Annotated in this window: 21 protein-coding genes and 1 tRNA gene; 10 read left to right on the top strand and 12 right to left on the bottom strand. The window is 68.4% G+C overall.

The genetic code is table 11. From position 1 onward, the window contains the following. Positions 1 to 162: 162 nt before the first annotated feature. From ABZ833_RS44485 to ABZ833_RS44475, 3 genes are all read left to right on the top strand, one after another. A tRNA-Ile gene (locus ABZ833_RS44485) sits at positions 163 to 234 on the top strand. A gap of 50 nt (positions 235 to 284) precedes the next feature. Continuing rightward, complete coding sequence (locus ABZ833_RS44480; RefSeq protein ID WP_361059462.1) at positions 285 to 704, top strand: hypothetical protein; 420 nt, start codon at positions 285 to 287, stop codon at positions 702 to 704. A 71-nt stretch (positions 705 to 775) separates the two neighbouring features. Beyond that, positions 776 to 1,318 (top strand): hypothetical protein, encoded by a 543-nt coding sequence (locus tag ABZ833_RS44475; RefSeq protein WP_361059460.1) that lies wholly within the window; start codon positions 776 to 778, stop codon positions 1,316 to 1,318. A 1,242-nt stretch (positions 1,319 to 2,560) separates the two neighbouring features. Here the strand turns inward: ABZ833_RS44475 and ABZ833_RS44470 are convergent. From ABZ833_RS44470 to ABZ833_RS44415, 12 genes are all read right to left on the bottom strand, one after another. Beyond that, positions 2,561 to 2,908 carry a hypothetical protein gene (locus ABZ833_RS44470; RefSeq protein ID WP_361059458.1) on the bottom strand — a complete coding sequence of 116 codons (348 nt, stop codon included), beginning with the start codon at positions 2,906 to 2,908 and terminating at the stop codon, positions 2,561 to 2,563. Beyond that, a complete protein-coding gene (locus tag ABZ833_RS44465) occupies positions 2,905 to 3,468 on the bottom strand; it encodes a hypothetical protein (RefSeq protein ID WP_361059455.1) in 564 nt (187 codons plus the stop codon). Before ABZ833_RS44465 ends, ABZ833_RS44470 begins: the two co-directional genes overlap by 4 nt. A gap of 445 nt (positions 3,469 to 3,913) precedes the next feature. Then, positions 3,914 to 4,360: a hypothetical protein gene (locus ABZ833_RS44460; RefSeq protein WP_361059453.1), complete on the bottom strand. Its 447-nt coding sequence runs from the start codon at positions 4,358 to 4,360 to the stop codon at positions 3,914 to 3,916. 117 nt (positions 4,361 to 4,477) lie between these two features. Further along, positions 4,478 to 4,735 (bottom strand): hypothetical protein, encoded by a 258-nt coding sequence (locus ABZ833_RS44455; RefSeq protein WP_361059450.1) that lies wholly within the window; start codon positions 4,733 to 4,735, stop codon positions 4,478 to 4,480. 244 nt (positions 4,736 to 4,979) lie between these two features. After that, the gene (locus tag ABZ833_RS44450; RefSeq protein ID WP_361059447.1) at positions 4,980 to 5,255 is read right to left on the bottom strand and encodes a hypothetical protein; all 276 of its coding nucleotides are present in this window, start codon (positions 5,253 to 5,255) and stop codon (positions 4,980 to 4,982) included. A gap of 83 nt (positions 5,256 to 5,338) precedes the next feature. After that, complete coding sequence (locus ABZ833_RS44445; protein WP_361059445.1) at positions 5,339 to 6,802, bottom strand: GNAT family N-acetyltransferase; 1,464 nt, start codon at positions 6,800 to 6,802, stop codon at positions 5,339 to 5,341. Positions 6,803 to 7,163: 361 nt separating this feature from the next. Further along, positions 7,164 to 7,808, bottom strand: coding sequence for a hypothetical protein (locus tag ABZ833_RS44440; protein WP_361059442.1), 645 nt, complete (start codon positions 7,806 to 7,808; stop codon positions 7,164 to 7,166). Positions 7,809 to 7,829: 21 nt separating this feature from the next. After that, positions 7,830 to 8,468 (bottom strand): hypothetical protein, encoded by a 639-nt coding sequence (locus ABZ833_RS44435; RefSeq protein ID WP_361059439.1) that lies wholly within the window; start codon positions 8,466 to 8,468, stop codon positions 7,830 to 7,832. A gap of 214 nt (positions 8,469 to 8,682) precedes the next feature. Then, on the bottom strand, positions 8,683 to 9,222 hold the full coding sequence (locus ABZ833_RS44430; RefSeq protein ID WP_361059436.1) for a hypothetical protein: 540 nt from the start codon (positions 9,220 to 9,222) through the stop codon (positions 8,683 to 8,685). A gap of 1,139 nt (positions 9,223 to 10,361) precedes the next feature. Next, the gene (locus ABZ833_RS44425) at positions 10,362 to 12,140 is read right to left on the bottom strand and encodes a hypothetical protein (RefSeq protein WP_361059433.1); all 1,779 of its coding nucleotides are present in this window, start codon (positions 12,138 to 12,140) and stop codon (positions 10,362 to 10,364) included. Further along, positions 12,140 to 12,424, bottom strand: coding sequence for a hypothetical protein (locus tag ABZ833_RS44420; RefSeq protein ID WP_361059430.1), 285 nt, complete (start codon positions 12,422 to 12,424; stop codon positions 12,140 to 12,142). The genes ABZ833_RS44425 and ABZ833_RS44420 overlap by 1 nt, the downstream gene beginning before the upstream one ends. Further along, positions 12,421 to 13,062 (bottom strand): WhiB family transcriptional regulator, encoded by a 642-nt coding sequence (locus tag ABZ833_RS44415; protein ID WP_361059467.1) that lies wholly within the window; start codon positions 13,060 to 13,062, stop codon positions 12,421 to 12,423. The genes ABZ833_RS44420 and ABZ833_RS44415 overlap by 4 nt, the downstream gene beginning before the upstream one ends. Before the next feature lie 169 nt (positions 13,063 to 13,231). Between ABZ833_RS44415 and ABZ833_RS44410 the strand changes: the two genes are divergently transcribed. The 7 genes from ABZ833_RS44410 to ABZ833_RS44380 all read left to right on the top strand — a co-directional run bounded on the left by ABZ833_RS44410 (position 13,232) and on the right by ABZ833_RS44380 (position 21,584). After that, positions 13,232 to 13,954, top strand: coding sequence for a GntR family transcriptional regulator (locus ABZ833_RS44410; protein ID WP_361059427.1), 723 nt, complete (start codon positions 13,232 to 13,234; stop codon positions 13,952 to 13,954). A 1,045-nt stretch (positions 13,955 to 14,999) separates the two neighbouring features. Further along, complete coding sequence (locus ABZ833_RS44405; RefSeq protein WP_361059424.1) at positions 15,000 to 16,622, top strand: hypothetical protein; 1,623 nt, start codon at positions 15,000 to 15,002, stop codon at positions 16,620 to 16,622. 1,554 nt (positions 16,623 to 18,176) lie between these two features. After that, positions 18,177 to 19,127 (top strand): hypothetical protein, encoded by a 951-nt coding sequence (locus tag ABZ833_RS44400; protein ID WP_361059421.1) that lies wholly within the window; start codon positions 18,177 to 18,179, stop codon positions 19,125 to 19,127. A gap of 159 nt (positions 19,128 to 19,286) precedes the next feature. Continuing rightward, positions 19,287 to 19,553 carry a hypothetical protein gene (locus tag ABZ833_RS44395; RefSeq protein ID WP_361059464.1) on the top strand — a complete coding sequence of 89 codons (267 nt, stop codon included), beginning with the start codon at positions 19,287 to 19,289 and terminating at the stop codon, positions 19,551 to 19,553. A 203-nt stretch (positions 19,554 to 19,756) separates the two neighbouring features. Continuing rightward, positions 19,757 to 20,668: a conjugal transfer protein gene (locus ABZ833_RS44390; protein ID WP_361059418.1), complete on the top strand. Its 912-nt coding sequence runs from the start codon at positions 19,757 to 19,759 to the stop codon at positions 20,666 to 20,668. A 20-nt stretch (positions 20,669 to 20,688) separates the two neighbouring features. Further along, positions 20,689 to 21,024 carry a hypothetical protein gene (locus ABZ833_RS44385; protein WP_361059416.1) on the top strand — a complete coding sequence of 112 codons (336 nt, stop codon included), beginning with the start codon at positions 20,689 to 20,691 and terminating at the stop codon, positions 21,022 to 21,024. Continuing rightward, positions 21,021 to 21,584 (top strand): hypothetical protein, encoded by a 564-nt coding sequence (locus ABZ833_RS44380; RefSeq protein ID WP_361059414.1) that lies wholly within the window; start codon positions 21,021 to 21,023, stop codon positions 21,582 to 21,584. Before ABZ833_RS44385 ends, ABZ833_RS44380 begins: the two co-directional genes overlap by 4 nt. Positions 21,585 to 21,594 lie beyond the last annotated feature (10 nt).

Genomic DNA, 21,594 nt, shown 5'->3' with positions numbered 1-21,594 from the left:
GAAAAGCTCAACGGCTACACCATCAGCTAACCCCCAACCAGGGCCGGGCGGCCCCACCCCCCCTCCACCGGGGCCGCCCGGCCCCACCCCCCACAACACCCCCAAACACCCCTGGTCTGGGGCGACCCAACAACCCCCAGACCAGGGGCCCAACACCACAAAGCGCCGTAGCTCAGCGGTAGAGCGCACCTCTTATAAGGGTCGAGGTCGCGGGTTCGAATCCCGTCGGCGCCACTATGTTGCATCTTTCGATTCCGTAAAGCATTTCACCTCTGGGGGCTCACGTGTTCAATCTGCTTCGCCGCGCCAAGAAGGCCGCAGCCGTTACACCCATCGGCGAGGAGTCGAAGCCTTGCCCCGAAACTGGGCTTCCGTACGGCGAACCGGGTTCGACGGAACGGCTGGCCTGGATATTCGCCATGGATGACCGGGAGGATGTCAGGGAGCGCACGGAGGACGCCATGAAGCGCGCCGCCGCACACCCCGTGCCCAATCTGATCGTGTCCACCATTGCAACACCTCTGACGCGCCCGCACCTCATCCGCGTCTGTGACTTCGAGGCCACCGGCGACCGGCGGGGCGGCATTTGTGTTGAGTGCGATTCGCACGGTGAACTGTCCGCACTCCGAAACCTTGCCCCCGGCTCGTACGGCTGTCAGCCCGGCATCGAGCCCTTCGCGAGCCCCGCCCCGCTCTGGCAGTAGCGCCCCATGCCGCAGTCAAGGGCGCCCGTCGTGCCCGCCATTGATCCCAACCTGACACGGAGGACGTACCGATGACACAGCTCTCCACTCCCGCGACCGGCTGGAACTGGTACGAGGGGGAAAGCGGCGGACGCGGGCTTACCGAAGCAAGCATGGTCCACTCTCGGGCCGAGCGTCACGGGGCCGTTCCTGCCCCTGACGGGTCCGTCACGGTCACCTTCGAGCGGACCCGTAAGACCACTCGCTACTGCCCCGCCACACAGGAGGAGATGGACGAGATCATGGAGGCGAACCGCTCTGTGCTCGACGGAAACGAGCGGTTGGGAAGAGCCGTTGCTGAGGTACTCCGGGGCGCCGATCTCCAGATGGCCCGCTACATGCAGCGCATGGGGAGTGGCGTCTATGTCCACACCGGGGGGAGCCGAGTCTCAGTGTGGTGGTGGTACTCCACGGAGGCCGAGAAAGCTATGGCCCCCAAGCCTTGGACCGGAGGCGACGGCAACGTTCGGGCGCGCGTGGTTGCCGCCCTTGAGGTCGCCGGTTTTCACCTCTCCGAAGATGACGCGAAAGGTTCACACGTCGTTCTGGCCTACGCCGACAACCCCCAAGTCTGACTGCCCCTGTCCACGAAAGGTCAAGCCATGCGTTCCGACAACCTCACTGCTCTACTCACCCGTGCGGCGAGCGGGGACCCGGTCGCCGCCGCTGCATTCGTGCGCGCACGGGCGCTCCGTGGCCGAGCAGCCGCGAGCTTCGATGCTCGTGGCCGTGCGGCCGCATGGCGGATGATCCGGGCCGCTAGGTAGCTAAGCGGCGCCCGCGCCCCGATCCTTTCCCGTGCGCACTCTCCCCGTGCGCCCCGCCCTCTCCCCGCCCCGCTCAGCGTCTGCTGAGCGGGGCTTGCTTGCTTCCTCGTCCTCGGCGTTCGCTGCCCGCTCCTGCCTCTCCATCCGTCGATGCCTCCGAACTCTGGTTGTGCTCCTCGTGAATCGTTGGTCGGCCTGTCCTCTCGTCCGTTCGGATCTGTCCTCCTGGGGCCCCTTGCGTCTGCTCTCCGTCTCCTTCGCTTGTACCTCCTTGCTCTTCTGCTTCTGCCGTCCTGTTGCATTCCCTGTGGGTTGTTGTCCGTCCTCTTCCTGTCCCTGGTGCCTCCGTTCTTCCTTCCCTGGTAGTAGCTCTTCGCCAGTGTCCGCAGTGCCCTTGGGGGTCTCGTAGAGAAGTAGTCGGCGCGGGGAGTCCCCCTTGACCGGCCCTCTGAAGTGCTGGTTTGAGTGTTCGAGGCCCTGGTATGAGGCGCCTCGTGGAGCGCCTCGCAAGGCGCCTCGTAGTGCGCCTCGCAAGGCGCCTTGTAGAGCGCCTCGTAGAGCGCCCATCCACTTTGGGGTGCTGGGTGGTGGTCTTCGGATGGGCCCAACGGGGGGGGTGAGTTCTCCCCTTTGCGCGCGGTGGAGAGGGGGAGAAGTCACCCCCCCCCCCGTGGGCTGGAGCAGGAGGCCGCGTGATGGGGGGAATTCTCCTTTCCTTCCTCGGCGGTGGGGGGAGAGAGGTCTCTCTCCCCCCACCCCCCCGCACCAGCTATACCGATGCGGAAGGGAGGTGAGGCTGAGGGAGAGAAATCTCTGTGACCGCCGGGGAGAGAAGTCTCCCCAGACTGGGGGAGAGAGATCACTGTCCAAACGTTGCACCGGACAGAGGTCCCCGGGCAGCTGGTGTTGGTGCAGGGGCGTTGGATCCGAGGGCCTGGCCGGCGTGCCGGCGGTGGGTCAGTCGGCCTGCAGGGTGCGGGTGACCTCGGACATCGTGCCGTGCGGTGCGTGCCAGCTAGGTTGAACTCAGCCGCGGGGCGCAGGGGCTGGTCAAGGTGTGGATGCGGCGAACTGGCAGTCGCGTGCGTCCGCCCAACCGTAGAGCGAGGTGGCGCCGGGCTCGCCCTGCTCCGGCTCTAGTAGATGAAGGCTCGTGGGGTCAGCGTCGAGGTGCTGCGTCAGATAGGCCTGCGCCTGGACGAGGGCACTGGCGGCATCGGTTCCAGCACCGACGACGGTCCACTCATCAGCCTCGGCGTTCGCTGGCTGGGATTCGAAGGCGAAGGTGAAGGCTGTGCAGTCGCTGTGTGCAGGGTTGACGCAGGGGCGGGCGTACAAGCCGTCTGCCGTCACGGTCACCCCTGCGGCGACGTCCTCGTGCTGTCCGGGGTTGCTCATGAACCACTCCGTGTCGCGTCCGCGGTCTTGGTCTGGACTGCGTTGGGGAGATGGCTCCACCAGATCTTGGAGGAGAGCAAGTATGTGGCGAGGACGGTGTCTGTGCCCGCGTCCCACAGTCTGTAGTCGCCCTGGCCGTTCTTGAGGACCTCAATGGCGGTGCCCTGGGTAGGCTCCGAGCGTGCTCCGCCCTTGCCGCCGTACATGAAGCGCGTGGTGTGGCTATTGGCTCGGATGCCGGGGACCTCGCGCAGCTCGGTCATGAGCCACTTCCCGACCTCCGGCTCGGGGGTGTTCTGGATGCTGCCCAGGTCGTGGAACAGCTGGACCCAAGTGGTGCGCTCGCTGGGATCGGTGCCGAGCGCACCGACGCACAGGCGCACGGAAGGCACTCTCTTGCTCCGTCCGTGGTTGTCCGTGTGTTTGGCCTTGGTCTCTGCGGCCTCGGTGAGGAGGTATCCGGTGCGCGTGACCTGTTGGCCTCGGGTGTCCTTGCCCGTGACGGTGACGTGGGCGCCGGGCTTGAACTCGGCGTTGATCTGCTTGATCTGCTCTCTCATGCGTGCGGTCTTTCGTCTCGGGGTGAGGTTGAGCTCATGTTCGGGGATGTCCTCGAGCACGGTCAGGGCGGGGGCGTGCAGGGCTCCGGCGCATACCGCGCAGTCACACGCGTGGCAGCAGTAGCGGCAGCTGGGGATGTCACAGAACGGGTCGGGGCCATGCTCGTGACTGAAGTTGGGCTCCTCGCAGCCCCAGCTCGCGCAAGATCGGTCTCCCGATCGGGGGAAGACGCGGTGCTCCCGGGTCAGGCCGTGGGCCAGAGGCTCTCTGGGGCAGGCGAAGTTCGAGCGGAGGGCGTCCACTTCAGTCGGCCAGGCTGCTCGGCAGTCGGTGCACTGATAGCGGCCTTCGGGCCGAAGGCGGATCGGATGGACTATGCCGGTCTGGGTCGCTGCGTTGTCGAGGAGGGCTCCGAGAGCGAGGCGGGTGCGGCCGTCGGCGGGCTCACTGGCCACGGTGCGGCGTCCGATACTGGTGCTCAATGGCGCCCCGGCGGTACGGGAGCACGTCGGCGACGATCGTGGCCCAGTCGACCGCCTGGCGCCGCATTGCGGCGGATGGCTCCCTCCTCCAGTCCGGCGCCCCCGTGTTCTCCTGAAGGAGGGCCTCTACCAGGCACTCCCCGCACACCACGTCCTCCGCCTCGGACTTGTACTGGTTTAGCTCCTCTTTGTGGTCCGGGTGCAGGCTCAGGTGTCGCCAGGTGGCTTCGACGAGGAGGCGCCGCCAATCGACGGTGACGGCGACGCGCTCGAGGATCGCGGCCATCGCGTCGGTGACCGCGTCGTACGGCTCCGTGGGCATGGTGGCGATCTCACCGAAGTAGTAGTGGTGGTGGGGGCCGATGACGTCCTGTCGCAGGGATTGGACGACGGCGAGCTGATTGGGCATAGAGGGCTCCGTTCTCAGGGCGGGCGATCAGGCGTGACGATGGACGGGCGGGCACAACCGTTCGGCTCCGGCTGTGGGGCGTGACGTTCCAACGCGTCCGCTTCCTGGGCGTGGTGATCAGGCAGCTTGGGTGTCGTCCTGGTTGGTGATGAGGCGGAGGTGCCGTGGCCGGGTGTGGTTGCGCTCGCGGTCGCGTACCGACCGCTCGTCCGGCAGGAGCCAGTCACGTTGCGTATCCGCGAGAGCGGCACGGCGCGCGACCTGTTCCTGCGCCACGGAAGTCGCCAGCTCCCGCTGTGCCGGGCTGTTCGGGGCCGGATCGCCGAACCGCCCGGTCGGGACGGCTTCGGCCATGAGGCGCTCGTACGGCGTCATCTGGCATCTCCTGCGGGTAGGACGGGTGGCGACCCGACCTGGGGTCGGGTGGGCTGTAGAGGCACTCCCGGTCGTACGCGGCCGCAACGCTTGAGACGGGCTGCTCCCCCAGAGCAAGCGGCACGCGGGGCCTCGCCGGCGTCGCCGCGGAGGGAAGGTCGAACAAGGGCGACGGTTTGCATGGCGGAAGTCCTCAAGGGCGTGGAGGAGGCGGGAAGGGGCGATACAGGGCAGGGTGCAGCGGCTAGCCGCGCGCCCCAGGGAGTCCGTGGGTCAGAACTCGCTGAAGACGACGGCACCGTTGACGATGATCCGCAGGGGGGACGGTCTCCTCCGCGCTGACGACGTCGTCCGGAACGTCACCGGTGTCCAGGTGGACCGACACGACGACCTGGCCGTCCTCGGGGTCTACGTACGCGTGAACCGCCACTCCGGCCACGACGGTTGCGGGGGTGATCGGGTCTTGCTCGAGGTAAGCGGCGCTGTTCAGCTCACGGGCGCGCTCAGTGGTGATCTGCATGCTGGGTGCCTCTCTGGCTGCGTACGGGCGGAGGGCGAAGAGGCCGGGGCGCAGCGTGTGCCGCGCACCGGCGGTGAGGAGCCCTACGGCACCCGGACCATTCGGGCTTCGGCCTCCTCGTTCGGGGCGGGACGGAACCCGTGCCGGTCGTACCAGGCGGCCAACAGCCTGGTAGGCAGACCCGCAACCTCGCTCGGCCACTCGGCCAGGTCATCCACCGGCGACGCATCGCAGGCGAGCGCGATGGCATGCCCGGAGTTCTCGACGACCACGGCGTCCAACAGGCGGGAGGCCAGGCCGCGGCCGCGGTAATCGGGGTGCACCGCGATCTCAGCCAGCCACAGCTCGAACCCGCGGTCGATGATGTCCGCAAACCCGATCAGCAAATCGCCGTCGTGCAGCAGAAGCCAGGACTCATTGGCCTCTTCGTCGGTCTGGCGGGTGAGGGTGTAGGCGTCCTCACCGGCGGGCTCCGCCGGTGAGACGCGGGGCGGGGCGCACAGCTCCCCAACGGGCACGGACAGTTCAGAGGTACGAAGACGCCGCACGGCGAACCCGTTACGGCGACGGCACGCCGCAGCGACTGCCGCATCACCCATGGCCGCCTTGCGTGCTCCTGGGTCGTCGTCGGCCTGCACGCGGACGAGTTCCACACCCTTGGCGTCCACGACCGTCCACCAGTCAGTGATCTCGCCCTCGGGGGCCGGGGGCAGTTCGGGGAGCTGCTCAAGGTTGGCCAGGGGGACACAAAGGGGCTGGCCGCCCTGCGCGATGCTGAGGACCTCAACGGTGCCGTCGTCTGCGGGGCCGGAGTTCACAAGGACGACGACCCGCTTCGTCTCGCCCGCGGGCACGTAGGCGACCGCGGAACCCGCCGGGAACTGCACGGCTGCGATGATCCGGTTCAGGGCCGCGTGGACGTCGGCACGGGTCGGCTTCTCCGTGCCTAGGAGCGCGAGAACACCATCCGTGAGGGCGCGGGCGGCGGTGAGCGCGGCCGGGTACGCCTCACGGGACTCAGCTCCACGCCGTCCACGGAAACGGTACAGCTCCGCGACCGAATCCCAACGGTAGAGAGGGCCGTAGCAGGCGACACAGACGTCTTCGACGTCGCCGTGTGGCCAGACCTCCGGCTTGCCGTCGAGGAGGGCGGCCAGGTTACGGAGGGCGTCCTCCGCTGAGTTCGGAGTGTCGAAGGAGGGCCGCCCTGCCGGGAGCTCCACGGCGGGGGCGGTCGTCTTCCCCTGCGTGGACTCCGACTGCTCCGGGACGGTGGCAGTCTCCGCCGGGGATGCGGCGGTGCCGGCCCGGGCGACGAGACGCGTCTTCATCGGGCGGCGGTCGTGCTCCTCGCCGGTGAGCTTCGACTTCTCAGTGACAAGCAGGAACTTCGGGGAGGCATCGACGATGGCCCTCACGATGGTCGTCGTGCCTTCGTTCCACATCAGCGTGTCGCCGACGGTGAGTTCCTGCGCCTCTACTACGGGCACACGGCCGATGCCCTGTAGACGGATGGTGCCGGTGGCGATGCAGATGCTCTTGGACATGGCGGAGTTCTCCTTCAGGTGTGGCAAGGCAGGAAGGGGTGCCAGGGCGCGGCGCGTACGGTCGCATCCAGCGAGAGAAGGACGGGCCGTCATTCACGTCGACGACGTCGTACAAGCTGGACAGGCCGCGCACGGCGCCCTCATAGGCCTTCTACGAAACCGTGCGGTCGAGAGGCCAGCGGGGATGCATCCCGTCGTGCTGGTCCCTGAGGTCCAGCAGTGCGGGCGCGGTCTCCCCTCCGCATCCGTGATCGAGTGGAGTGGGGCCGGACGGCTCTACACGGCAAACTGGTCACGTGGCAGAGGGTGGCCGGGGTGAAGGGCGCAGTGTCTGGCCATCGCTGGTCGTCCTGTCGTGGGGTCAGATGAGGTCGAGGGTGGGCAGCAGCCCCCACCCTTCGTGGGGCAGATACCGGGTGCTCTCTCCGTCGGTCCAGCCCCAGGTGTAGGTGAAGTGGTGAAACTGGGGGGTGAGTTTGACCTTCATGTGAGTACGCCAGCCCCAGAGCCTGTCTCTCTTGATGTCCGGGTCGGTCACGGTCATCTGGACGCCGAGGTTGCTGACGACGTTGTCGCCGACTTGGACGCGTTCGAGTAGGGCGGCTTCCACATAGACCTTGGCGTGGTGGAACTGTGTGTCGAAGGCGCTCCGACGCTTGATGGCCAGGTGCGTCTGTCGGGTTGCTCTCCCGTCGGCGACCGTGCCGTGGAGGCTGAGGAGTCGGCGGTAGTTGTGGAGGTATGCCGCGCGTTGGGCGGCGGGGTGCTCGGGCGTGGAGAGCATGTCGGTGACCTCCAGGCGGAGGGTGTCGAAGACGTCTGCCCGGTGGAGGCAGAGGGCGACGTCGGCGCCGAAGGGTGTGGTGTAGACGCGCTGCACGGTGGATCGGGCGCGGTGGGGACCCTGGACGGTGCGGCCGAGCCAGGGGGAGTCGGAGACGGGGTGGAGTTGGGGTTGCGTGAAGTGCGGGTACGGGTCGACCTCGTCGGTCGGCAGCGGTGGCACGGGCTCGGCCTCCTTCGGGCGCTATCGCGGGCGGACGGCGAGGTCGGAGGTCGTGCCACCCCAGACAGAGCCGATGAACTGGGCCAAGGCGTCTCCCCACTCGCTCATCTCACCGTCGGTGTGGGGTGTTCCGAAGTCGGGCAGGACGAACGAGGGCACGAGCCGGTCGGCGCCCTCGCCTGTGCAGTCCTCGACCATCAAATCCCCGGTGGGGCCGTCGCCGTCGCCGTCGGCGTAGAGGCGCAAGGACACCCGGCCATCGGTGGTGAAGACCACGCCCCAGGCGCCGAGGAATCCAGGCTTGGCGGCCCACCCCTTGCCCAGAGAGAGCGCGGCGGCGTCGGCGTAGTCCGCGATGCAGTAGCTGTACTTGTCCCCCGGGGCGAAGTCGTCGCCACCGTTCCCATCGGCCTTGCGTAGCTCCGCGTCCTGCTCCGAGTCGTGCCCCTGGCACCCAGTGTCTGTGTCGGTGTGCTCCGCGGTCCAGGCATCGGCCGCTTCCTGGGCTCCAGCGGCACGGAAGACACCAGCCAAGGCGTCAACCTCTTTGCAAGTCAGGGCGGGTACGACTTCCTCACCGGTGGCCGCGCTGCTCCACACGCTGGCGAAGTGGGCAACGGCATCGGTGGCACGGACGGGGTCCGGTTTCATCCTGGGCATCGGGTGTTCTCCGGTCGTGGTTGGGCCCGGTCTGCTCTCGCCAGGCAGCAGACTGGACGGGCGGGAGGGCTGCCCGCCCGTCCAGCGGTGGGGTGGCTCAGGTTGCGCGGAGGGCGAGCGGACGGTCTCGATCGTGCGCGGGTTGTCTGCTCAGCGACGTGGGCGCGGATGTGGCGACTGTTCGTGACGGTCCTGTTCGTCGCGCCGCCGGAGGTCAGATCTGGTCGCGGAGATCAGTGTCGTCGTAGGTGTCCTTTGCGACATCAATCCAGCCCGTGCGGTCCCCATCGCGAAGCTGGAGCTGCCAGCGGCCCTTCTCATACCGCTTCCCGGTCTCCTTCCGTCCGACATACTCCTTCTTGCAGTGCTCGGTCGGCTTGCTGCCCGTAGAAGAGCCGGAGGAACCCGACGTTGTGCTGCCGTTGCTTCCCCCAGACGTACGCGGCTTGTCGTTGTGACGGCTTCCGCCACTCGACCTACCGGTGTTGCCCTTTCCGGACCCGCCGGACGTGGTGCTCCTTCCTCCGGCGCTTCCTCCTGTGTAGGCGGGCACGGACATGGTGAAGGCGCTGGTGTGGGTGCTCGTGCAGCGGTCTCGGTAGACCTTCTTGTACTCCTTGACCCATCGGCCCGCCTGGGCGTGCTTCTTGATGACCCTGCCGTGCTCGACGGGATCTTCACCGCTGGAACAGGAGGTGAGGGCGAGTGCTGCGGCGACGGTAGAAGTGATGGCGAGAGTTCGGACGTTGGGCATGACGAATCTCCTAGGCATGGGGGATGCGCTCGTCTGCTACAGGTGCGATGCGCGAGCCGCGTGTGACACGGGGGCCGAGCCCTTCTCGTGAGCATCACATTACATTCTGTACTTCCACTACGCAACACCGTCGATGTTCCTCTTGCCTCCCGGCTGTCCGTTCCCTGTTGAAGTCGACTTCCGCGCGACCTGATCGATGGACTGGCCAGTACCCAGAGTGCTGGCCAGTTCCAGAGCGCCCCTGAAGGTGGGATGCTGCCGACGGATGCAACCGCATAGGCCAATCCTCAAGGGGGAGCAGACCACGTGACCCACGTCCGTATCCGCAGGGGTGATGGCCCCTTGATGAAGACCATCAACCTGCTCGGGATCTTCATGCCGGTCATCTTCGGCGCGATACTCCTCGGGCGATGGATGGCCTCTTGACCAGCCCGGCTCACTCACATCTATCCAGTGCCGGAGAGCTCTGACCGCTGCCAGGACGAGCCGGTCACTGGCTGTCCCAGCAGAACTGACCGGCTGCTGGGCTGCGTTGCGCACGGCTGGCCGCAGGGACGATCACTTGCCGGGCCGCTCAACTCGCCATGCTGAAGGGCGTCTTTCAAGGTCCCGGACGATACGGATGCCGCCCTCCGCCCCCGGAGACACGTGGAGAGCGGGCCGGAGAGTGTGCAGGTCGGGCCGTGCGCCGTCGGTCTTCCACTGCCCGCCACGTGAGCGCGGGCCAGGCCCTCCCGGACATCCTGAACGCCTTGCGTCTCCACCCCGCCCTCATCACCGCTGTCCGCCTCCGGGGGTGTCCGGGCCGCGGCTCCCTGCCCGCTGTGCGGGGATTCCCGCCTGCTTGCGGACACGGTCGCGGAGACCTGAGCGGTCCGGGACAAGGTCCTCGTCCGGCCGGGCCGCCTCCTGCTGGGCCTCTGGTTCCTCCTGGACGGTGCGTTCTGGTTTATCAGGCAGGCGCCAGTCCGGCAGGCGAGGGGCACCTCGGTGAGGCGCGATCGACGGCGCTGCTTGTGTCCACGCTGGCGGCCGCTCGCCTGCGGGCGGCCAGCCGAGGGCCGGCGCGGCAGGCGGCTCACTCGTGTTGCCGGAGCTCGCCTTGGGTGTGGTGCACGGCCTTGGCCCAGGGGGGTGGCTCATCGCCCGGAGCTCCCCTCGGAATTGAGGCTGGGCACGAGAGCCAGGCGGGGGCGGCTCCCCCGCGGCGCTCGGGCGGACTGTGCGGGCTGGCGCCGGGGGGCTGGGCGGCGGTCCTGGGCGATGAGGGCGAGCGCTTCGTTGACGTGTTCGTCGAAGGTGTTGGGCATGGATGCGGTCCTCATGGTCGTGCTCGCGGGCAGCGTCAGTGGAGCCCTGCGGAGCGACGCGTCGGGTGGGTCAGGGCTGCCTGGCGTCGGCTGCGGCGGGGACGAGGAGGCCGTTGCCCAGTTGCGCATAGCCGTCGCTCCGGTCCAGGCCGAGTGGTTCGTCCAGGGGCAGTGGTGTGGTGGTGAATGCCGGGGTGGGCAGCAGGATGGCGGGCTGGGCCGGGGGAGACCGTTGCCGACGGCTACGGCCTCGTCGAAGTGGTCCAGACCGGTCGCGGCGGTGTCACGGGTGACTGCCTGGGCCTTGAGCACCCGGGGCAGCCATTCGTGCTGGGTCTGCAGGAACCGCTTCGCCCGCTTGTTGCCGATGTTGAGCGCGCTGGCGCACTTGTTGATGCCCCAGGCAAAGGCGCCGTCATCCCCGCGGGGCACGGTCTCGACGAAGGCAGCCATGACCTCGTCGTCGGTCTTATGGTCAGGCTGTGCTGACTCATCGCCGGTGTCGTCCCCATTCGGGTGCGGCCGCGGCTCACTGGTGTCGTCGCTGACACCGTGGGTGTGCTCATCCACATCCATCCCCCCTCCGAGCTGCGGATTTCCCGCCGTGTCCGGGTGGGATGGGGCCGAGGTATGGGGTGCTGCATCTCGCGAGGGGATGGACGGGATACTGCCGATCAGGGTGCCGCGCATCTGCTCGTATGCCCTGGGAGTGCGCAAATTCATCCCCGCCATGTCGCCCTGGAGCACCCGCATTTGCAGGCGGGCAACGACCTGTTCCAGAACGTGGGGGTCGGACCATCCCACCCGCTCGCCGGCACTCTGGGAACGGGTGTCGGCATGGACCTCGGCCAGCCGGTATGCCCATCGACTCATCCTGCTCGCCCGCTTGACCCCTTCCTGCGCACGGCGTAGTCGGTACCAGTGGATCGCGGCGCGAGAGATGCGGACTCGTGCGGTGGCGTCCTCCTGGGACAGGTTCTGCCGGGCAGCAAGGAGCAGCGCGACACGGAGGGCCTCGACGGGGTGGAGCAGCCGTACCAGAGCGATACGGCGGTCGGGGCGCCCGTGTTCGGTGCGGGCCGCGCGGCGTTCCTCGAACGAGCCGAGTTCCCAGAGCACGGCAGCCAGGACAGGCCACACGGCGCGTACGGCGCATCCGAGGAGGGATGCGGCTTCGGAGGCGGAGAAGACGGCGCTGATGCCGGCGAGGATCCAGAACAGCGCTCCGGACAGGCCCGGTCCTTCTCCTGCGCGGGCGCGGCGGCGTGCTCGGCGTCCGCAGACCATGGCGGCGACGTCCAGGGCGACGAAAGGCAGCAGGTCGAACGGGGTGGTCAAGCCCATCTGGTGGCGGCCGACCCTGCACAGTCCGGTGGCTGACAGGGCTGCCGCGGCCGCGGCGATGACGACGGTGAGGATGTCCTCGACGCGTCGGCCGCGCCGGTCCGCAGCTGCGGCGCGCTCGTGGTGGGTGAGCTTTGCGAGGGCGCGCGTGTGCCGTCGGAAGGCGATCGCCGGTCCGAGGGCGAGGACGAGCGTCCCCAGGACGAACTGCCAGCTGCAGAGCAGTTCGGCCACGGCACCGCCGTGGGGGACGAGGTAGGGCATCACGGGGAATCCCTCCGGGCGAGGAAGCTGGCCGTCTCGGCGGCACGGGAGCGCAACTGCTCGTCACTCAGCGGTGCTGGAGCCTTGGGTATCCAGTCCCGGTAGGCGTCGCGCTCGAGGGTGACCTGGCGGAGCTGGGCCAGGAGCAGCACGGTGAGGGGGTGGATGCTGGGTGCCTGCGCACCAGCCGGGACCAGGACGGGCAGGAGGAGGGTGCCGTCACGGCGGGCGAGGGAGCTGACGAGGGCGTGGGCGAGAGCGCGCTCGTCGCCGGCGGAACTCATGCCTGCTCCGTCCAGCCGGTGGTGAGGCGGTGGGCCGCGAAGAGTGCGTCGCGTCGGCGGAGCGCATCAGCGATCGCCAGGCGGTTCTTCTGCCTCTTGCAGGCGGGGACGGATCCGCCGAGGTACTGACCGGCGAGCCGCTGCACCTCCGCCGACGCGGCAATGCGGGCCCGCTGCTCATCGACGGCACGTTCGTCTTGGGTGCGGGCTGTGGTGAGCCTGTCGAGCTCCGCCTGCTGTCGGCGGTCGAGCTCTTCGGGCACCAGGCCGCCGCGGATCCCGATGGTCTCGTCGTCACGCAGCGCGAGCTCGGTGCACGCGGCGCGCACCGGGCACACGGTGCAGTGGTCGCGGACGGTACGAGCTCGACGTCGGTGCCAGTCCTCGTCCGGTTCGCCGTCCTCCTGGTAGAAGTCGTTGACGTCCGGCCGGACCGCGTGGCACACCGAGTACGTGAGCGCGCGCTGCAGTTGAGGGGCACGCAGCTGCTGGGCGATGAGGTCGCCGTCGGGGCCGGCGAGGTATCCGTCGACGACGAGGGTGTCGACCGGATCGGTGCCCGCGATGTACTGGGCAATGGTGGCTTCGGCCGTTTCGCAGGTCTGGCTCGGGGCCGGCGGCGGGTGGGCTGCCATCATGGTGTTCACGCGATCTCATCTCCTGTGACGGGTGTCGTGAGGCGCGTGTCGCGGTCTCCGGGAGTACCAATCCCGGAGGCCGCACGCACCTTCTGGCCTATCTGACATAGTCCAGTTATGCCAGATAGTGCACTGCAACTGTGGATCACGTCAAGAGTGAGGAACTCCGATGAGCGAACCGCGCTGGCGGGTGAGGCAATATGTGCCCATGACGTCCCCTCAGCCGCACGAGCGCGCCGCCGCGGATCTACGCGGCGACATCCAGCGCGGCACGTTCACCGCCGGCGAGCAACTGCCGGGCGGGCGCGAACTCGCAGAGCGGTACGGGGTCTCACGCGTCACGATGGGCAAGGCCCTGGAGAGCCTGCGCCTCGAAGGCTTCGTGGATATGGCGCCACGCCGCAGGGCGAGAGTGCTGCAGCCGGCCCTCCCGATGGAGGCGCAGCTGCACACGGACGGCCTCCTCTGGCCGATGGACTCCGGTGAGCGCGGCTACAACGACCTCCAGACCGGCAGCCGCGGCGTAGACCCCCGCGCGACGGAGTCGCTCGACCTCAGGCCGAGCGCGCCGCTCTTCGTCCGGCAGTCCGTACTGCTGCACGACGACGCCCCGTGGGCCATCCAGATTCTCTTCACCCCGAAAGCGCTGAAGGTAGGCGCCATTGGTCAGGCTGCCACCATCGGGCCGTACACCGACGGCCCCCTGAGGCAGGAGGCGGACTACACCAGCCGCTGGTCGGCGCGTTCGGCCACACCGGAGGAGCGCGGCCTCCTCCGGGCGCAGGCTGGCGCATCCGTGATGGAGATCCGAAGGATCGGCTTCACAGAAGAACGACCCTCTTCATTCCTTCTGACGGTAGTTCGGGCGGATAGGGTAACTATCGTCACATGAAACGGCAGTTAGGCCGTATCGCTCTCAACTATGCCTCTGCGCGGCATCTTTCAACGCTCCGGAGACAGTCAAACGGCAACGGTCCTAATGCGTGTGCTCGCCGCCTCCCAGGGGATAGGCTGGCTTCCGCTTGATCCACTACGCCTCACCCCCGGAACCCAGGCGCACAGCGTCAGTCAGGGCCCGGTGAACCGAGAAGGCGGTTTCCTGATGACCAGCACCGTGCAGTTCCGGACGCCGAGCGGGCTTCGCGCGGCGTGCGTGTCGCTGCTGCGGATGCCTCCCGTGCCCGGCTCGGCGCGCACGGCAGTCCCCCTCGGAATGGGGAGTTGATGATGTCGTAGAAACTGCCGGGCGGGCGCCTCTAGCAAGGCCGCTCCTCGCCCTCTCCGCCGGCTTCGGAGTTTGCGGCTCCTCTGCCGGCCGTCACCGCTCAGTCCCGGGTTAGCGGCCCGTTCCGAGCGAAGGCCAGACCGAATCGGTCCGGCAATTCACTGCCCTCCAGCAGCAATCCCCCGAAGGGGATTTGTCGTTTCCCGGGGCGACCCGGGAGAACGGGGTCCATCTTGCAGTACAGCCATGCCCTTTGTCAGCTCGGACGCCACCCGCACGCAGCGTTCGCCACCATCTTTCGCCCGTACGTGACGACATCGCCACGTCGCGTGTCCGCTCTCACGGCCTGTGCCGCGTTCGGAGTGCAGCCCCGCTCCCCCTTGACCAGATCTGCGCCCCACCCCTTGACCCGCGGTGTCGCCCCCTCGTCCACGGAGCCCCTGCATCGGCCGCACCCGGCTCTGGTCAAGAGGGTTGGCCGCGGTCTCGGGCCCGCCCTTGACCGGCAGGCCGCAGATCCTTCGGGGATTTCCACGGTCGAGCTGTCACACCGACGGATTCTTCGACACCCGTAGCAGCTGAAGGCCCTGTTCCCTTCAGCTTCCGTCCAAGTGCCTCTGGCCAGATCCCAGATCGCGCGTCCCTCAGGGATGCCGTCGAGACCCAGCGCGCCCACGTCGCCGCTCCGCGGCACCGGTGCGCCAGGAGAAGCGTGCCCAGCACAGCACTACCCACCCATCCGCCGCCGGCGGGCACGGCCGTGCGCCCGCCGCGCCGTCAGCGGGTCAAGGTGCCCCTGCGCCTGATCATCACCGCGCAGTACGCCGACGTCGCGGTGAGCGTGTACGTGAAGATCGCTGCCTTGGCTTCCCGTCCTGAAGGATGCACGGCAGCGACGGTGACCATCGCGGACTACCTCGGCCTGTCCAAGGCCTCGGTGGAACGCGGCATGACGCTGCTGCGGCGGCCCGGTCCCGACGGTGTCGTCGAGCTGTCCTCGACCCGTCGTTCCCTGCCCGGCGGCTCAGGCACCTCGGCCCTGCGCCGTGTCCGGCCTCTATCGGCGACCGAACGGTTCATCTGGATTCCGGTCGCCGCGGCCGAGGACCTCACCCCGCGACAACTGCGGGCCTATGCACTCATCGCGTACGCCCAGGTCCAGGGAATCCCCCTGGCGGAGTCGGAGATCGCAGGGGCACTGCACCACCACAGTGGACGCCGGTCCGGCCAGTCGCTGACCGCCGCAGCTGCGGGCGAGATCGTTGACGAGCTGGAAGCCACACGCTGGGTCACGGTGGAACGTCGGGCCGGTGCACGCGGGCGCCACCGGTTCATCGCCCACGACATCCCGTCCGACCCCTCTGCAGCGATGGCCTGTGGACAACCGGCCTTGCCTGCGTCTTTGCCCGCCGCCACCTCCTGGTCTGGTGAGGGATCGGGTTCGCCGGTTGATGCGGGATCGCTCGCGTTCAAGGAAGAACCTAGAACTGACCGACCTGATGACGAACGCGCGCTCCCCTCATCCGCCGTAGGCGAAGTACAGGTAAGTGAAGTTGTGAAAAACCGCCGCGACAAGCCGCGGCACCCCAGATCCGAGAGCGAGTTCGCGCTGCGCGCGGATGCCCACAAGCCCCCCTTGACCAGTTCCTCGGCCACCCCCTTGACCAGCCGGTCGCGGGCGGCCTACTCCGGACCTGAGCTCACCATCAGCGCGCGCATCCACACCGTCCTCGAGCCCGTGCACTGGCTCTACCGGCAAACCACCGTGTACGTGCAGCGGCGCATCGCTCGAGAGGTCGGCCGTCAGCTGCGCTCAGGCATCGACGACGCACGCCTTCGGCACCGGCTGACGAGCCGGTTTGCCCGCACCATGAGTGACGAGATCAAGGATCCTGGCCGGTGGATCCTTGGCGTTGGCCTGCCCCGTTGGGGCTGCGGAATCCACGACTGCGAAGCTGGCGTGCTGTGGAGCAGTGGACGTCGATGCTCGGTGTGCGAGGAGATCGTCCGAGGGCGCCGCGCCGCCGCGCCGCCTGTCCCCCAGCCACGGCCTTTCCCCGCCGGTGTCGGTCCGGCTGAGCCTCCTGCCCTTCCCCGCGGCACGTGCCGAGGATGCGGATGCTCTGTCCTTCAGGTGCACCGCGCATGTGAGGACGGGCTGTGCCGACTCTGCCGGGAAGAGCAGACCGATGCACCCACGGCTGCCTCAGTGCCTCCGCAAGGACCCGCAGTGTGCACCGGATGGGACGGCACAGGATGCACTCGCCCGGCGCTCGGCGCCTCCGAGTTCTGTGTTCGGTGCCGATCCCGGCATATCGAATGCCATGCATCGTGAGCCGATGCTGCGCTGCCAGATGACGATGCCCCGCATCACTCGGACAGTGCAGCATCGGCTCAGGGAGCTGGTCATCCGGCCCTGCCCACACCGCCGTTGCTGGATGCGACTCGTGCTCGGCCAGCCTGTGGGGCAGCCGCCGAGCCCGCAGCCGTGTCCCCTTGACCAGGATTCCGTGGCCCAAGCGTTTCCCCTTGACCAGACGCGTGGTCAAGGGGAAACGCGTTGCCCGAGACTCTGCGACTCGCGGGAGTCTCGCTCCAGCTCAAGACGAGGCGGCAGCAGTCAAGTAGTGCTTGTGTCTCACAGGACGACGAACGGGCGGGGAGGGCCGCCTACCGCAGGGAGAGTGCTGGTGCGGGTGCCCGGCCGGAGGTCAGCGGCGTCATGCCCCAGTGCATGACCTGACGCTGGCAGTCAGATCTGCGCCTCAGCGTGTGCACGGGCACCAGCGTCCCGGGCATCGCGCTGTCCCTTCGGATGCAATGCAGTGACCACGCCAAGCTGCTGCATCCGATGCGCGGCACTCGATGCACGGTGCACTGGGCCAGGCCGCCGGTGTGCTGCACGGCATCCGATGCAGCACACCGGCTGCCTGGCCCGCACCACGTGATGCAGTGCATCGCATCGTCTACCCGATGCACTGCATCCAGCTTCGAGTGCAGCACACCCGAGGCTGATACAGATACGCGCCCCTCTGCGGTGCACGTCCCCCTGCCGGGGCTTGCCGTCGCAGACGACTTGGGTCGTCCGAGTCCGTGGAGGGAGGGCGTCATTCGCGGCGGTCGCACTTGCCCCGCAGACCTGACGGAGCGCACTGCGGCCTTGCCGCTTCCCTTGACCACGATGGCGGACTCCGCCTGGACCATGTCTGCGGCAGTGCCTGTTTCCCCTTGACCAAGGGGCTGGTCAAGGGGAAACAGGCACTAGAGAAACGAGCGCGCGCCGGCGGTGAGACGGGCCTCGAAGCAGTAGGTCGGGGTGCACCCGCCCGCCCGATGCCATCTCCCCTGCAGTGCAGTTGCGCTCAGACGCTCGCAGCACTCTGGCGTCGAAGCAAAGCACTACCTCTGGGTGCACCGTGCAACGCAGCAACCCGTGCCGCCAGCCCACTAGGAACTCAACTCCGGCACCGGCCCAGCGGCGTACCTGCTCGATCAGAGCGCGTCCGGCATCGCATCGCGTGCTCCGGTGCCTGGTGGCGTCCGGCATCGCATCGCGATGCGATGCCGCACACCGTGCATCCAATGCGAGCGGGGCGGTGCTGATGCAGCGCATCCACATTGAGCCGTGCCAGTGCCACAGGCACCCATCGGTGCAGTGCGAATGCGGCACTCATCCGACGCGACGGCATCGGAGCGGCTGTGCACCTTGACCGCCCGTCCCGTCCCACCCCTTGACCGCCCTCCCCTTGCCCAGTTGGTCCGCCGGATACCCGGGGCCGGTTTCCCCTTGACCGCGCAGGCTCGGCATCGCCGTCAGACCGCGGTCAAGGGGGGCCTCGGGAGTGTCAGCGCCATCGAGACCAGATGGCGCGAAAGGACGGACACGGACGTGGCCACCACACAGCACTCCCCGGCATTGGACTCCTCCGAGTCCGTGACCCGCTACACCACGATCACCCTGATGAACCGCGACTGGGACGTACTGTGCCGCGACCTGCGCGCCGCCGACCAGGTCGCCCTTTGGGCCGGAGAGCACCCGGAGCTCGCTGGCGCCGCCAGCCCGCAGGACGTCGTCGACAAGATCTCCGAGTACCACCGCCGCGGCGACTCCGACAGCCACGACCGCGTAATGCACCTCTTGGTCGAGCGGGCCAGCGGAGTCGGTTCCGACAGCCACCTCGCATGGCGCCTAGCGGTGCGAGTCCTGCTGCCCAAGGCGGTCTTGATGGCCAAGACCCAGCGGCGGACCGGATTGCCGTGGGACGACGTCTGCGCAGCCGTCTTCGGCGCCGCCTACGAAGTCGTGCGTACCTACCCGTTGGACCGGCGGCCCCGACGCATCTTCAACAACCTCGCCCTCGACACCCTGCAGCTGGCCCGGCGCACTCTCGCCGCCTACGTCGACGACGTAGAGGAGGTCCGGGAGTTCGCAGCCAGTGTCGCGCCGCTCGCAGAGGCCGAGTGCCACACCCGCTACGCCCACGTCGTTGCCAGCGAGGAACCGAACACCCCGCACGACACGGCCGAGCTCGCCGACTTGCTGATGCGTGCGGCACAGATGGAGCTCGTCGACGCCGACGCGCCGGCGCTATCCCGTCACGAGACGCGGACGGAAGTCCTCGAACTTCTGCTGTGGGCCGTGGAGATCGGGGCGTTGAGCGAGACCGAGGCACAGCGCATCACCCGCTACTACCTGTCCGCCTCAAGTCGCCCTGAGCAGCAGCACATGACCACCAGGTCCATGGGCCAGGAGGGCGCGCTACTGCGGCAGCACGCCAGCCGTGCCGTGCGGACGCTACGCAGGAAGACGGACCTCGGCCGGTACCTGGCCGCCGCCTGAAATTCCGCCGAAGCCGCGAGAAAGAAGCTCCGCCGAGCTGTCACACCGCGCACGACTTCGGCACCTGTAGCAACCGAGGGCCCCGCATTAGCGGCGCCGCCGTTCCGCAGACCCGCCACTACCCCCCTTCTCAACTCCGGGAGAACCGACGTGCCCACGATGCCCCCGGCCGCCACCGGCCGACAGCTCCTCGACGCTGACGAGGCCCGTGTAGCGCGGGCCTCGCGCGACCTGACCAAGATCGCCGCTGCCCTGGTGAGCCGGCCAATGGACCGCGACCTGCACGAGCAGATGCGTTCCTTCCTGACGCGTGAGTCCGAGCCTGCTCTTGCGTCGTGGGATGTCTTGCTCGCCCGAACTCCCGACGAGCTCAAGGAACGTATCTCGACCGTTCTGACCGCTCAGGCCCTGCAGAGGACCTCGTGAAGCGGGCACGGCGGCAGCGGAAGACCATCACGAAGCCGGCGGAGTCGGAAGTCTGGGACGAGGAGGTCGACGAGCCGCAGGAGGCGCCGGCGGCCGAGCCAGTTGAGACCGGGTGGAGGACGAGCACAGCTCATCTGTCCGGGATCACTCGCCTCGTCCGCCTCGGTGTGTGGGCGCTTGTTGCCTCCGGGCCCGTCCTTGGGATGACAGCTTTCGTCACCTCATCCGGCCCTGCCCAGGAGGCCGCCAAGACGGCCGCCGCCCCGTCTGCGGCTTCACCCGTGGGTCCGGCCGGCTTCGCCGAGTTGTTCATCTCGGCTTACCTGCAGGCCGGTCGGGGCACCGAGCGCGAGCTGGCGCCGTACTACTCGGGCTCCGTCGCGCTGTCGGTAGAGCCCGGCGCCCGCACGGCGACACAGGCGACAGTAATCGCGTCCCGGGAAGCCCAGCCTGGCTACTGGTCGATCACCGTGGCCGCCGATGTCAGCGCCCAGGATGACAAGGGGAAGACGAAGCGCCTGGGCGTGCAGTACTTCCGCGTCGGCATTCAGGCCACAGGGCCCACGGGAGCAGGCGGCACGGCGAAGTCGTCCACAGCCACGACGGGCTACGCAGCGACGTCCCTGCCGGCGCAGGTGGCCGCGCCCACCGCGATCAAGCCCGGCGCTCTGGCATACGAAAGCGACCGCGGATCGAGTAACGCAGACCCGGCGGTCGATACCGCGAACGGCTTCTTGGCCGCATACCTCACCGGCACGTCCGAGCTGGACCGCTATGCCTCCCCCGGTGCGCGTCTGAAGGCCATCAGTCCGGCACCGTACGCCACGGTCAAGGTCACCGGTGTTCAGGACGACTCCACCAGCACCACTCAGCAGAAGGTGCCCGCCGACGGCACGGTGCTGCACCAGCTGGTCCAGGTCGATGCCACGGACCAGGCAGGCCGGCCGGTCTCGCTGAGCTACGCGCTCACCCTCAAGTCCCGCGCCAGCCGCTGGGAGGTCGCGTCCGTCGATGACGCCCCGGCCATCAGCGCAAGCAGCGCGCCCACCACTGCGCCACACACCACCCCCGACTCCGACGCCGCGACGGCCACGTCCTCGCCGTCGGCTTCCTGAAGAAGAAAGAGGAACCGTTCATGCACACGCTGGCCAACCCCGACCACGTAGTCCTCGCTGGCGACGTCCTCGACTGGGCCAACACGAAGACCGGCCAGATCCGCACGCTGGTGCTGACCGTGGCTGGCGTCATGGCGATCTTCGCCGTGCTCATGGCTTGGTGGAAGACCCGCTCGTTCGTCGGCACCCTCGTGGCCTTCGTCCTGGCTGCCCTGGTGCTGTGGGGCATCAGCAACCTCGCGGTCCTTAAGACCAAGGTCGGCAGCGAGATCGACGACGCTGCTCCCTCCGTGTCCGTCGTCCACGTCACCGGTGACGCGCCCGTGCTGGCGGGCCAGGGCTGGCGGGTGTCGTGAGTGCGTCGGAGGAGGAGCTGATCGGGCACTCGTATACGCGAGCCCGGCGGCATCCGCTTGTCATCGGCAAACTCCCGGGAGCCGGGCGGCTCCCGGGAGGGCCGTACACGATCACCCAGGTCATGACGATGGTGATCACCTTCGGGCTTCTGGTGATGACCAGGGACCTGTGGGCGGTCTTCGGCGCCATGAACTTCGTACTCATGGTCTTGGTGCCGTGGGGCATGGCCTGGGCTCTGCGGTTCGCGCGCCTGGACGGCCGGGACCCGGCCCGCGCGGTGCGCAGTCTGCTCATCTACTCCTCCACTCCGCCCCAGGGCCGGCTGGCCGGTAAGCCGCAGCGGGTCTCCCGAACGCGACTGGCGACCGCCACCTGCACGGTGCGCGTCCGGTCCACCGAGCGGTCGGCCTCGGCGTCGGCCCCGGTCCGGGCTGCGAAGCCTGCACCCGCGCTGGTGCGCAAGACCCGTCCAGCCCGGTCGTCCGGCCCGGCGGGCGCGGCACGGTCGGCCCCCAAGACCGGGCTGCAGTCTCTCCTCGCTTCCCTCGACGAGCGCTGACCAGCGGCTC

The organism is Streptomyces sp. NPDC047525 (assembly GCF_040643025.1).
In the GTDB taxonomy this organism is placed as follows: domain Bacteria; phylum Actinomycetota; class Actinomycetes; order Streptomycetales; family Streptomycetaceae; genus Streptomyces; species Streptomyces durmitorensis.
The sequence above is the reverse complement of the archived record's forward strand: the minus strand, read 5'-3'. Positions and strand labels throughout refer to the sequence as shown.